Below are 12771 nucleotides of genomic sequence, written 5' to 3'. Positions count from 1 at the left end.
TGATGGTCTCAGCGTTGTTCGCAAACCGTCGTCTATGGGTCATGGGCGTGAATTTGGCCGGGGCGAGCTAGAGTCCGCTTAGAGTCAAGACTAGGTCGCTCGAAGTGATTGGGTTTTGGCCCTCACCGATACTCGAAGATCGACCTGAAAATTCCAGGCGCGATCACCGACAGCGGGTTGACGTCCAGTTTCGGCTTGTTGGCATCGCCCCTGAGCCGGTAGGTCACGCCGATCAGCCCGCGGTCGCGGCCGTTGCCGAGCAGCGCGCCGAAGAGCGGCAGTTCGCCAAAGATGCGATTGAGGCCGTAGACCGGCATGAACGTGCCGGTCATGTCCATGTTGTTGTTCCGGTCGTAGAGCGTGCCCTGGAAGGTGGTGCCGATGCGTGGACCGCGCAGTACGCCATTGGCCAGCTTGAGATAACCGTCGCCCTTCTCGATCTCGGAAAAGCCGCGCTCGAATTTCACTCTCGACGTGTCGATATTGGCTTTTACAGCCTCGTTGAGGCTGCGGCTGTCGCCCGCCGGCGTCGTCGACACGAGCGAGGCGAGCTTCGGCTCGTTGACCACGAAGAAGTCGCTTGAGTCGACCTGGCCCTTCATCGGCCCGTCGCTTGCCCCGGCAAGCGCCAGCGTGATCGAACCGCCCTCCATATGCTCGTAAATGTTGAGGAACCGCAGGATGGCGCCGGCATCGGCCGACGTCATGTTAAGGTTGCGCCTGCCGGCGCCGGTCGTATTGCTGATCCTTATGGCAGCACCCGAACTTGCCGTGGCACTCACCTTGAGACCGTTCACCCTGGAACCGGCGGCGCTGTAGTCGAGCTTCAGGTTCGACAGTGTCTCGTTGTGGAAGCCGATCAGGGAATTGACATCGGCGCTGACGGAAATCGCGTCGGAACCCGTGGCCTTGGTGGCGGTGTCGACATCGGACGTGAATTGCTTGATCAGCGAACGCGCATCCAGCTTGTTGCCGCTGATGTCGATTGCATAGCCCTTGCCCGATCGCTTCACCGATACGGCAACGTCGTCCCCCCGGTTCAACGTGACCTTGCTGAACCGCGCCGAGGACAGGGCGCCGTTGACCAGCACCACGCCGCCGTCGATCGAAAAAGTTTTTCCATTCAGGCCGAAATCGGACAGCGTCGTGGTGTCGGCGGACTTGGTCATGGCAAATGTAACATTGGCTGGGACGCCGGGTCCCTTGCTCCAGCCTGCCCAGGGAATGTTCAGCCTGGCATTGGTCAGGTCCGCCGAAACAGTCTGGTTGCTGCCACCGCTCTTGTCGATTGCAACCTTGATGGTTCCCGAAAGCAGCGCCGACAGGCCAGGCATGGCGGTTGCCCGCATCTTGTCGTCGAGCACCAGCGCCACTTTCCGGCTGCGTGGCGGCCCGGCATTGTTGAGCGGCTCGATCAGATCGAGCTCGGCTGGAATGCCGTTCAGCAGCGCCTTGGCTGATATCACGGCCCGATTGGGCTCGACGGTAATCGAACCGTCGGCGTCCGTCACCGCCTGGCCTTCGAACGGCTTGGCCAGCGACAGGTCTTTGTAATCGAGCGCCACCAGCCAATCGAGTTTCGAAGTGTCGACGCCGGACTGCAGCGGAATGTCCGCTCTCACGTGGCCGGTCACGGTACCGGACAGGTCGTCCGGCAGCAGGCCAACATGGCGCATGGCGTTGATCGGCTCGTAGGAGGCGAGTTCGGCGATTGCGGACGCCTCGCCGGCGACGTCGATGTCGAGCGCGCCGATCACCGGCGGGCGGTTTGCAGCCTTAACCGTCATCGTGCCGTTGCTCGCCGCCACCGTGCGGCCACTCACCATATAGACGTTACCCGAGGAGAGCCTGACGTCGACGTCGTTGCCGTGGAATTCGACAACGCCGACGGCATCGCGTATCGGCGGAATGTGACCGGCCGTATCGAAGCGCGCTCCTTCGATCTGGAAACGGCCGAACACCTCGTCGTCGGATAGCGGAATGCCGTTGCCCAGGCGCCCCGGCACGACCTGGAACTGCAGGCTGGCGTCAACGACGTGGCCGCCGAACAGGTTCTTCAGCACCCAAAGGCGAGCATTTCGCGCGGAAAACCAGGGCCACAACTGCTTGACATGCGAGAGCGGCATGTCGTGGAGGTTGAAGGCGACAGATATGCCCGGCACCTTTCCCTCGACGAACTCTACCGACGCCGTGCCCAGCGCCTCGCTGGCTCCCCCGGACCTGATCCCGATCTGCTCGGCCACGAGCTTATGGCTCCTGGTCTGGTAGACGCCGGCGACGCGGGCGATGAAATCGAGCGCAGGTTCGGACGATTCCAAAGGCGCCAGTGTCGAGTGATCGCTGGTCAGATCGTAGCGGTAGGATGGCTCCTCGCCCGCCGTTCCAGTCGCCGGCTTCGGCCCGATCGAACCGGCGAAATCGAATGTCGAGCGACCGGTCCTGACCTGCAGCCGATCCACCTGGACCTTGTTGGCGCCGGCAACAAGCGTCGCATCGAGATCGACGTCGGCTGGAAGTATCCCGGCACGCGGACCGAAATCGAGCACGGAACCGGCAAGCGACAAGGAGGCCGTCAGCCGCGACGGGGTCTCGCCGGATCCCTCCGATCCAGCCAGCTTCAAGGCAATGGCGCCGATTTTTCCGCCTGGCGTCGCGGCAGCCTTGTCGGCCTCCGCTATCTCGATGCTGGCGTCCAACCCGGTCACGCGCCGCGTTGCGGTATTGCGGGCGGCTGAGGCAGCGATGGTAAGCGCCCTGCCGTCGACATCCGCGTCGGATGAAAACTCCATGCCACCCGGCCCGGACTGCGCAACTGACGCATCGGTGATCCTGACCAGCTTGACCGAGCCGGTCTCGGGCAGAACGAGGTCGACATTGCTGAGGTCGATCTGGCGCATCGAATCCTCCCGCACCGCATCGAGCGCGTGGTTGACGTTAGCAAAGACCGCATCGGACAGTTTTTCCGGGTCGATGAGGCCATCGTCATTGCGCAGCGGCGCCGTCCAGTCGCCGCCCGACGGCATCGCCGCCATCATTATGCGCGCATCGGAAATCCTGGCGCTGGTGAGCCGCACCTCGCCCGAAAACAGCGGTATCAGCCTTATGCCGAAACGGACCCGCCCGGCATCGGCCATCGGTTTGCCGTCGGCGGTCTTGAGGCTGACGTCGCTGACCTGCAGCGCGATGAAGCTCGATCCGTCGAGCGTGAGACGGGCCGGCCCGACCGTAACGTCAACGTCGACGCCGGCCAATTTCTCGATGGCCGTTTCGGCTTCGGCCCGCAGCCGCTCGGCGCCGAAACCGGACATGCCGATCGCATACACAGCGACGGCGGCCAGCAGCACAAGGGCCACAAGGCCGGCAAATAGCCGCGCAAGAATACGAACGCCGCGGCCGATCGGCGCCTGGCCGAGCGGCGGTATGCGGCACGCGGACGGGAAGGTCCCCAGGTCGGTGATCTCATCACGCCTGAATCTGATCTTCTCGTGCTGCGGCTGCTCCTGATCCACGCAATTTTCCGTTGAACGAACTCGACCGGTGGACGAATCCCAGTTTGACATTATATCGATGCGGCTTGGCGCGTAACCACAAACAAGGGCATCGATATGGCTGATCTCGACGTCGGCGAGCTTGCGCCGCAATTCGAACTTCCCCGAGACGGTGGCGGATCACTCAGCCTCGCGGCATTGCTGGGAAAGCCGGTCGTACTTTACTTCTATCCGCAGGACGACACCACAGGCTGCACCACTGAGGCGATCGGCTTTACGCAGTTGAAGCCGGAGTTCGAAAAGCTCGGCGCCGCGGTCATCGGCCTGTCGCCGGACAGCATCCGAAAGCACGACAAATTCAAATCGAAATACGGCCTCGCCGTCGATCTTGTCGCCGACGAGGATCGCAAGGTAATCGAAGCCTATCATCTGTGGGTCGAGAAGAAGCTTTATGGTCGCCGCTACATGGGTGTCGAGCGTGCGACGTTCCTGATCGGCAGCGACGGACGGATTGCCAGGATCTGGCGAAATGTTCGGGTCAAAGGCCATGCTGAGGCGGTGCTGGAGGCGGTGCGCGCACTTTGACGGTGAGCCGATGGCGGCCTTGAAAGCCCCAAATGAAACATGAGCCGCCAAAATTCGACGCAACCAACGGTAAGGGAGTTGCGCTGAAGCAACCGACCGTTAACCTTAATGATGTGTAATCAGGCTTGTCGTTGGTGTCGTAACGAAAGCTTGGTCCCGTGAACGTAGCCAGTCAGTCAACGGTCTTTGGCAGGCGCAAGGAGCCCCACACGGTCATTATCGCCCGGGGCAACGAGATAAGGCATTTCACCATACGGCCATGGGTTGCCGCGTTTTGCGGCTCCGCGCTGGCAGCGATGGCCATCGGCTATCTGCTGGCGACCTCCTACCTGGTGCTGCGCGACGACCTGATCGGCGCGACCACGGCACGGCAGGCGCGCATGCAGCAGGCCTATGAGGACCGCATCTCCGCACTCCGAGCCCAGGTCGACCGGATCACCAGCCGCCAGCTTCTCGACCAGCAGCTCATGGAAACCAAGGTTGGCGAACTGCTGGAACGGCAGACCCAGCTCAGCCTGCGCCATGGCCGCCTCGGCCCGATCCTTGAACGCACCGGGAGCGACGTTGGAACACCACCTGCGGCTAACGCAAACCCGGATAAACGCGCCGACGTGACCGACGCCCAGCCGCAGACCTATTCGGTTGCCAGCGTCGGCGCCGAACTTGGAGCCGGCGACACCAGGCCGTTCTCCTTGTGGTCGACCCGCTCCGATCCGCTGCCGAGCGACACGGCGGCCGACCGTGCCGACAGACTGTTCGTGTCGATCAACGAGTCGCTCAAGGCCATAGAGAGCCAGCAACTCACCCGCATCACTAGGCTCGCCGACAACGCCTACAGAAACGCCGATGCGATTTCCCAGGCACTCGAGTCGGCTGGCCTGCCGATCGACAGCGATTTCGGCAAGAGCGATGCCGGCGGCCCGCTGATACCGCTCGACAGTTCGATGGTGTTCGACAGCAAGGTCAAGGAGCTCGACGAGGCGCTGGACGCGCTTGACCGCCTGAAGACGGAAGCGCGACGGCTGCCGCTCGCCAATCCCGCCCCCGGCCGTTCGGTCACCAGCCCGTTCGGCGTGCGCACCGACCCGCTCCTCGGCACCGCCGCGCTGCATTCGGGAATGGATTTCAGGGCGCCGACCGGAATGCCCGCCAAGGTCACGGCGCCTGGCGTCGTCGTCAAGGCCGGCTGGAACGGCGGCTATGGTCGCATGGTCGAGGTCGACCATGGCAATGGCTTTGCGACGCGCTATGGGCATCTCAGCAAAATCAGCGTGACGGTCGGTAAGAAGCTCAACGCCGGCGACGTTATCGGCAAGACCGGCAGCAGCGGCCGCTCGACCGGCCCGCACCTCCACTACGAGATTCGCCACAATGGCGAAGCCATCGACCCGCTGCGCTTCCTGAGGGTCGGCAAGAAAGTCGCGCAGTATCTCTGAAGCCCACCGGCCTCCATGACTTCCTCATCCGAGGATCCCGCAACGTCGCTTCGCTCCTGCTCCGCCTGGGAAACGAAATCGGGTGGGCCTGGCCAATCTCGAAGGTTGCGAATTACAAGCGAATTTATTTTTGAATTCCATTTGACTGAATAAATATTCGGTGCGAACCTCATACTTTCCTAGAGGCGCGCAAGACATGGCACTGCGGGGGACCAATCAGGAATTCGGGCGGCCTTACAACAGGCGCATCGTGCTTGAGTCCATCCGCCTTCATGGCCCGATCGCCCGCGGCGACATTGCCCGGCGGGTCGGGCTCACCGTGCAAACTGTATCGACCATCGTTCGCGAGCTGGAAGAACACGGCTACGTTCTGTCGATGCGCGAGGAGCCGCGCGGGCGCGGCCTGCCTCCGGCGACCCTGCGGATCAACCCGGAGGGCGGCTACGCCGTCGGTATCCACGTCACTCCCCTCGGCATCAATGCGGCGCTTATCAATCTGAGCGGAGACGTGATCGAGAGCACCTATCGTGAGGCCCCCAGCGCAACGCCCGACCTTGCCTTCGAGCTGATCGGCGCGATGGTGCTCGAATTGACCGGGCTGCGCCCCGGCGGTCGCGTTCTCGGCATCGGCATGGCCCTGCCCGGCCCTTTCGGCGTGGAGTCGATGAGCTTTATCGGCCCGACGACGATGACCGGCTGGAAGGACGTGGCGCTTCGGGAACGGCTGGAGGCCTCGACCGGCCTGCCCGCGTTTTTTGAGACGGACATGGCGGCCGCGGCAATGGGCGAGCGCCTGTATGGCCTCGGAGCGGGATATTCCGAATACTACTATCTCTATTTCGGTGTCGGTCTTGGCGGCGTCATGGTGCATGACGGAACCGCCTTGCGCGGCGCCTGGGGAAATGCCGGCGAAATCGGTCATATTCCTGTCGTGCCGGCTGGCGAGCCCTGTCCCTGCGGCAATCGGGGCTGTCTGGAAAGATACCTCTCGCTCGAGGCGTTGCGGCGCCGGAACGTCAGCGACGCCGATTGGGTTGATGAAGTCGGGCCGATCTTCCGCAACGCCATCACCATCATCGAGAACCTGTTCGATCCCGAAACCATCATCCTCGGCGGATTGGCGTCCACCGATTTGCTCGAACGGCTGGCCGGCGCGGTCACAAATCCCCCCAACTCGGTCTCGGCGCGCGGAGACCGCACGACGCCCCGCGTCACCGTCGCACGCGGAGGCCAGCATGCGGTGCTGCGCGGGGCCGCAGCGCTTGCCGTCTCAGGGGTGCTTTCGCCGCGCTTCGGCCAGATATTCACCGCCGAGCGCGAACGCGGGCGAGATATTCTGCAAAGCAAGGGGATCGCGGCATGAGCGCAGCTCAGCCTGGCATAATCGGAGCTCAGCCTGGCATGAGCGAGCCCCTGCTGGTGCTTGACAACGTCACCAAGAATTATGGCGCGATCGAAGCGCTCAAGGGCATCAGCTTCTCGATCGGCAAGGGCGAGGTGGTGGCACTTCTGGGCGACAACGGCGCCGGCAAATCGACGCTGGTGAAGATCATCGCCGGCGGACTGGAGCCGACCTCGGGCCGCATGCTTTTCGAGGGAAAGGAATTCCTGGCCAAGTCTCCCGCCGAGGCAAAAGCGGCGGGGATCGAAACCGTCTACCAGGATCTTTCGCTTTGCACCAATGTCGACGTGGTCGCCAATTTCTTCATGGGCCGCGAGATCACCAGGAAATTTCTCGGCGTTCCCGTGCTCGACGAACCTGCCATGGAGCACGTGGTCAAAAAGGCGCTGGCCAGCGCCGGCACGCGCATCCCCTCGCTCAGAACCAATGTCGAGCACCTTTCTGGCGGCCAGCGGCAGGCCATCGAGCTCAACCGTTTCGTGCATTTTGGCGGCAAGCTCGTGCTTCTCGACGAGCCGTTCGCAGCACTTGGCGTCGAGCAGACGCGGCGCGGCCTCGACATGATCCGCCAGGTGGCGAGCCAAGGTATCGGCGTCGTCATCATCACGCATATCATGCAGCAGGCCTTCCAGGTCGCCGACCGGATCGTGGTGATCCGGCAAGGCGTCGTGGCCGGCGATGTCGCACGCAATAAAACAAGTCCCGATGCGGTGATCAACATGATCACCGGTGAGACGCTTGCCGGTGCCGGACCGGCGAGTTGAGGGACCAATGAGGGGTCCGGCGCAAAAGGAGCGAACGACATGAAGAAAATACTTCTTGCTGTCTTCGGTATCCTGGCACTGGCCTTTGCCACGCTCACGCCGGCATTCGCCCAGTCCAAGGGCACCGTCTACTATATGGTGCCGACGCTACTCGATGAATTTCAGACCGGCTCGGTGAGCGCTCTGGAATTGTTCCTGAAGCAGGTCGGCTACGAGATGAAGACGCTGAACGCCGACAACAAGACCGACGCTCAGCAATCGCAGATGAACGACGTTATCGCCCTCAAGCCGTCGGCGATCATTCTCGCCGCCGTCGATTTCAATGCGCTGAAGCCGTCCATCGAAGCCGCCCGCGCCGCCGGCATCCCGGTGGTCGAATTCGACCGCCAGATCACCTCGACACCGTCCGACTTCACATCGGTGGCGGGAACAGTCGAGATCGGCTACGTCGCCGCCGATCAAACCGAGAAGCTCTTGAAGGCGAAGAACGGATCGGTGAAAGGCAAGATCCTCCAGGTACTCGGCGATCCCGGCGATCCCTACACGCTCGACATCCAGAAGGGTTTCGAGGAGAAGATGAAGGCGTTCCCGGACGTCAAGATCATCTCGGTTCCAGCCATGCAATGGGAGGCCAGCAATGCCGGCACGATCGTTGCCGACCAGATGCTCGCCAACCCGGATATCGACCTGATCTTCAGCCATGCCGCGCATCTCTCGGTCGCGGCCGTCGCTTCGCTCGAGGCCGCCGGCAAGAAGCCCGGCGACGTCATGCTGATGAGCTCGAACGGCGCCCCGGTCGGCCTCGACCTGATCCGCAAGGGCTGGCTCAATGTCGAAGTCGAGCAACCGCTCTACGCTCAGGCCGCCGCCGTCGCCATGTTCATGGACAAGGTCGTCAACAAGCAGGAGATCAAGCCGGGCGAATACGAAGTGCTCGGCCTGAAGTCGACCGTGACCAAAGAAGCCTGGGGGCCGAACATCAAGATCCCCGGCGCTGCGATCACCAAGGAAAACGTCGACAACCCGGCCTTCTGGGGAAACATGAAGCCGCCCTCGGACACTGTGAAGCCGGTCGAATAGCAAGGTCGCCCAGGGCTTCGGGCCACGCTGACCCGAAGCCCTGCCTCTGCAGCTCGGCGCGTCCGAACAGACGCGCAGGCAACGCTGCAGCAACTTCAATCCGCGCATAATCGCTTCCGAGAATCGAAATGATTTTCGGGGCATGCGCCAGCCGGATCAGCAGATGTCCCCCCGCACGCGCCACGTCCTCGAGTTCATCCTCGACAATCTCGTCTGGTTCATGCTGGTCTTCGTGCTGGTGGTCTTCTCAATCTTCATTCCGAACTATTTCCAGCTCGGCATCTTCGCCAACATCATAGAGGCGTCGAGCGTGCTTGGCGTCATGTCGATCGGCCTGGCGCTGGTCATCATCACCGGACACATGGACCTGTCGGTCGAATCCGTGGCAGCGCTCGGCGCCATGGCGGTCGGCATCCTGTTCTGCTCGGCGGGCATCGGCCTTGGCGTTCAATTGCACCCGGAATGGCTGATGGTTCCGGTTTCGCTGCTGCTTGCCCTGGCTGTCGGCAGCATTATCGGCGTCATCAACGGCTATTTGGTCGTGAAGGTGAAGATGAGTGCTTTCATCATCACGCTTGCGTCCTACATCTGGGTGCGCGGCCTTGTGCTGGTTATTTCCGGCGGCCGCTCCGCACAGGATCTTGCGCCGGCAATCCGCTGGTTCGGCATTCAGCGCCTCCTTGGCCTGCCGCTTACCGCCTGGATCGCCATTGCGTGTTTCGTGGTCTTCTCGCTGATCATGGCCAAGACACCCTTCGGCAGACATCTCGTCATGATCGGCGGCAACGAGACCGCAACCTTCCGCGCCGGCATCCGTGTGAACCGCAACCTCGTTGTTGCCTTCGTTCTCGCTGGCGCCATAGCCGGCCTTGCCGGTTGGCTGCTGGCGATCCGCACCTCCGGCGCCACTGCCAATCTCGGCGTCGGCCTGCTGTTCAACGCCTTCGCCGCCGTCGTCATCGGCGGGGTCAGCCTGAAGGGCGGCGTCGGCACCCTGCCCGGCGTTTATGCCGGCGTGCTTTTGCTGTCCGCCATCAACACTGCAATCAATCTCATGGGCCTTCCGGCCAACTTCACCCAGGTGATCCACGGGCTGCTGGTGCTTGCCGCCGTGCTGCTCGACGCATTCAAGCAAACCATCCGCCAGAGGCTGGCATGACCGGCCGTCTCGAAGATAGGGTCGCGCTGATCGTCGGCAGTGCGCGCGGCATCGGCAGGGGCATTGCGCAACGTTTTGCCGAAGAGGGCGCGAAGCTCGTCCTGGCCGATACCGAGGTCGAGGCCGGGCAAGCGGCCGCGGACGAGCTCGGCGCTGCCTTCATTCGCACCGATATCTCGCAGATGGCCGATGCGGAGGCCGCCGTTGCGCTGGCGCTCGAACATCACGGCCGTCTCGACATCATGGTCCAGAATGCCGGCATCTATCCCTGGCAGCTGCTGGAAAACACCAGCCCGGATGACTGGGACCGTGTCATGGCGGTCAATTTACGCGGCACCTTCAATGCCGCCCGTGCCGCGCTCGTTCCGATGAAGGCGCAGCACTTTGGCCGCATGCTGTTCACCTCCTCCATCACCGGCCCGCACGTCACCAGCCCGGGTCATGGCCACTATTCGGCGACCAAGGCTGGCATTAACGGCCTGATCCGTTCGGCCGCCCTCGAATTCTCGGGCTATGGCATCACCGTCAACGGCGTCGAGCCCGGCAACATCCTCACCGAAGCAATCCAGCTACATCGCGGCGCGGCCTTCATCAAGAACATGGAAGACGCCATTCCGCTCGGCCGCCTCGGCAGTCCTCGCGACGTGGCCAACGCTTTTCTGTTCCTGGCCTCGGACGACGCCAGCTACATCACCGGCACGACCATAATCGTCGACGGCGGGCAGTTGCTGCCCGAGGGCAAGGATTTTCGGCTGCTTCCGCCATGATCCTCGATTTTGGCGACGGTTTTTTCCTGCGCCAGGCAACAACAGCCGATCATCCGGCACTTGCTATGATCTGCCTCAAGACCGGCGACGCAGGCAAGGACGCGACCGGCCGCGAAGACGACCCGGATCTGCTCGGCCTCGTCTACACCATTCCCTACCAGGTCCTCGAACCCGATCTGGCGTTCATCGTCGATGGCCCCGCAGGTGCCTGCGGCTATCTCCTTGGCGCAGCCGACACAAATTCCTTCAATGCCAGGTTGGCCGCGGAGTGGTATCCGAACCTTCAGGCACGCGTGGCCGACCCAGGACCCGACAGTTCCCGCTGGCGCGGCAGCGATTGGCTGCGGCACAAAATTCATCATCCAAATTTCGCCGTACCGCAAGCGCTGGCCGCCTATCCGTCGCATGGCCATATCGACCTGTTGCCGCAGGCGCGCGGAAAGGGCATCGGCAGGAGAGCGATGGACTTTCTCGATCAGCGCCTTGCCGCAAGCGGCTCAACCGGACTTTGCCTCGAAGTCATGCCGCAGAATATCGATGCGCTGAACTTCTATAATTCTGTCGGGTTCGAGGTGCTGCAGGACGTCGAATTACCAAGCCGCTGCATCTATGTCGCCAAGCGACTTGGCTTCGCACCGGGAGTTGTAGGCTGACGTGCCGCGGCACCGACAAAGCAAGGCCGAGCCGATAAAACTCGATTTGCTACCAATACTTTAACTTCGGTTTACCCGAAGTTGCTAACAGCAACGACGCTGGTTTTCATCCTTCAAGCAAAGGGCCTACCTTGCCACGGCATTACAGCTCTCCTTTCGGCCACCGGAGCGATTGCAACTGGTCGAGATTGCACCGCCGCGAACACCTGACGTTCGCCGCGATGGCCAATGCGAAGGCTGGTGTTGCCATGGCCCGGAAACGCGGTGGGCGGGACTCCGGTGCAGGGAGCCGGGCTTGAGCATCATTCGCGCCCTGGAAGGTGCCGATCTTCCGGCAATCGCGGGCATGTTTCAACGCGTGCTGCGCAAAGAGCGGACCGAAGCGCCGGCCGCGCTGATCGAATATATGAGACGGTTTTACTTGGAGGCGCCGGGTTGCGGAGGCGATCTGCGGTCGCTTGTCCATATCAACGATTCAGGCCGCGTGTCGGGGTTTGTCGGCGTTCACGTATTGCCGATGCAGTTCAACGGCCGACAGCTACGAGCCGCCATCTGCAGCTCGCTCATGGTCGAGGATCATGAGCGCGACCCGATGGCCGGCGCTCGCTTGTTGAAAGCTTATTTGGATGGTCCGCAGGACATCTCGTTCAGCGAGACGGCTAATGATATCTCCACGAAGTTGTGGACCCGGCTGCGCGGCGTGGTCCTGCCGCAATACAGTCTTGACTGGGTACGCGTAATGCGGCCGTCGGCCTTTGTGCTCGGCCTTTCCGCCAGTCGCATGAAGCTTGTCCGGATGCTCATTCCGTTTGCCCATGCTATCGATCGATTTTATTGCAGGCGAATGAAGTCCAGCGAACGGCGCTGGTCCGGTGTGGCGGCGGACGGGGCAGGCCATGGCGCCTTTCGGATGTCCGAAATCGACAGCCACACATTTGCCAAGCTCGTCGAACCGTTGACCGCCCATTTCGCCCTGCGCCCGGCGTGGGCGGAAGACCTGCTTGATCATATCCTGACCGATGCGGCACAAAAGCTTGATCTGGGCGAGCTCGTTTTCGTGTCCGTGGCATCCCCGGTCGGCACCAATATCGGCGCATTCGCCTACCACGCACGGAGGGGTGAAATCGGTCGCGTGCTGCAGATCCTCGCCCTCCCCGGCCAGGCCGGTTCGGTCATCGACTGCCTGATCGATCATGCGGCCGCGCGCGGCGTCAGCGGCCTGCGCGGACGCATTCAACCTGCACTTCTGGAAGCGATGCTTGGGCGACGCATAGCTTTCCTGACCGTTGCCTCGACCGTGGTGCATTCACGCGATTCCGGGCTTTTGGACGCCATGAAGACCTCACAAGCTTTTCTGAACGGGCTTGCGGGCGAGCAGTGGAGCCAGCTGATCGGCGGCCGTTTCAGCTGAAGCGCTCGCCGTGGCCGGCTCGAGAG

General features: G+C 62.4%; 10 protein-coding genes. 9 read left to right on the top strand and 1 reads right to left on the bottom strand.

Going from position 1 to position 12771, the window contains the following annotated elements:
- Positions 1-122 precede the first annotated feature (122 nt).
- On the bottom strand, positions 123-3509 hold the full coding sequence (locus AC0L26_RS06110) for a hypothetical protein (RefSeq protein WP_473631740.1): 3387 nt from the start codon (positions 3507-3509) through the stop codon (positions 123-125).
- 96 nt (positions 3510-3605) lie between these two features.
- Between AC0L26_RS06110 and AC0L26_RS06105 the strand changes: the two genes are divergently transcribed.
- The 9 genes from AC0L26_RS06105 to AC0L26_RS06065 all read left to right on the top strand — a co-directional run bounded on the left by AC0L26_RS06105 (position 3606) and on the right by AC0L26_RS06065 (position 12745).
- Complete coding sequence (locus AC0L26_RS06105; protein WP_473631739.1) at positions 3606-4073, top strand: peroxiredoxin; 468 nt, start codon at positions 3606-3608, stop codon at positions 4071-4073.
- Between the two features lie 158 nt (positions 4074-4231).
- Positions 4232-5509, top strand: coding sequence for a M23 family metallopeptidase (locus tag AC0L26_RS06100; protein ID WP_473631738.1), 1278 nt, complete (start codon positions 4232-4234; stop codon positions 5507-5509).
- 196 nt (positions 5510-5705) lie between these two features.
- Positions 5706-6872 carry an ROK family transcriptional regulator gene (locus tag AC0L26_RS06095; RefSeq protein WP_473631737.1) on the top strand — a complete coding sequence of 389 codons (1167 nt, stop codon included), beginning with the start codon at positions 5706-5708 and terminating at the stop codon, positions 6870-6872.
- Positions 6873-6910: 38 nt separating this feature from the next.
- Positions 6911-7675, top strand: a complete 765-nt coding sequence (locus AC0L26_RS06090; RefSeq protein ID WP_473631736.1) for an ATP-binding cassette domain-containing protein — start codon at positions 6911-6913, stop codon at positions 7673-7675.
- A gap of 39 nt (positions 7676-7714) precedes the next feature.
- On the top strand, positions 7715-8755 hold the full coding sequence (locus AC0L26_RS06085; RefSeq protein ID WP_352934932.1) for a sugar ABC transporter substrate-binding protein: 1041 nt from the start codon (positions 7715-7717) through the stop codon (positions 8753-8755).
- A gap of 163 nt (positions 8756-8918) precedes the next feature.
- Positions 8919-9914 carry an ABC transporter permease gene (locus AC0L26_RS06080; protein ID WP_473631735.1) on the top strand — a complete coding sequence of 332 codons (996 nt, stop codon included), beginning with the start codon at positions 8919-8921 and terminating at the stop codon, positions 9912-9914.
- Positions 9911-10681 (top strand): SDR family oxidoreductase, encoded by a 771-nt coding sequence (locus AC0L26_RS06075; protein ID WP_473631734.1) that lies wholly within the window; start codon positions 9911-9913, stop codon positions 10679-10681. The genes AC0L26_RS06080 and AC0L26_RS06075 overlap by 4 nt, the downstream gene beginning before the upstream one ends.
- The gene (locus tag AC0L26_RS06070) at positions 10678-11334 is read left to right on the top strand and encodes a GNAT family N-acetyltransferase (protein ID WP_473631733.1); all 657 of its coding nucleotides are present in this window, start codon (positions 10678-10680) and stop codon (positions 11332-11334) included. The genes AC0L26_RS06075 and AC0L26_RS06070 overlap by 4 nt, the downstream gene beginning before the upstream one ends.
- A gap of 295 nt (positions 11335-11629) precedes the next feature.
- Positions 11630-12745 (top strand): hypothetical protein, encoded by a 1116-nt coding sequence (locus AC0L26_RS06065; RefSeq protein WP_473631732.1) that lies wholly within the window; start codon positions 11630-11632, stop codon positions 12743-12745.
- Positions 12746-12771 lie beyond the last annotated feature (26 nt).

This window comes from Mesorhizobium sp. WSM4823, assembly GCF_055811195.1.
Note: the sequence above shows the minus strand (reverse complement) of the source record. Positions and strands in the feature narration are given on the sequence as shown.

What these genes read in the sequence shown, in the direction of transcription:
- AC0L26_RS06105 (WP_473631739.1), top strand. Translation starts at nt 3,606, where the DNA reads ATGGCTGATCTCGACGTCGGCGAGCTTGCGCCGCAATTCGAACTTCCC.
- AC0L26_RS06095 (WP_473631737.1), top strand. Translation starts at nt 5,706, where the DNA reads ATGGCACTGCGGGGGACCAATCAGGAATTCGGGCGGCCTTACAACAGG.
- AC0L26_RS06090 (WP_473631736.1), top strand. Translation starts at nt 6,911, where the DNA reads ATGAGCGAGCCCCTGCTGGTGCTTGACAACGTCACCAAGAATTATGGC.
- AC0L26_RS06085 (WP_352934932.1), top strand. Translation starts at nt 7,715, where the DNA reads ATGAAGAAAATACTTCTTGCTGTCTTCGGTATCCTGGCACTGGCCTTT.
- AC0L26_RS06080 (WP_473631735.1), top strand. Translation starts at nt 8,919, where the DNA reads ATGTCCCCCCGCACGCGCCACGTCCTCGAGTTCATCCTCGACAATCTC.
- AC0L26_RS06075 (WP_473631734.1), top strand. Translation starts at nt 9,911, where the DNA reads ATGACCGGCCGTCTCGAAGATAGGGTCGCGCTGATCGTCGGCAGTGCG.
- AC0L26_RS06070 (WP_473631733.1), top strand. Translation starts at nt 10,678, where the DNA reads ATGATCCTCGATTTTGGCGACGGTTTTTTCCTGCGCCAGGCAACAACA.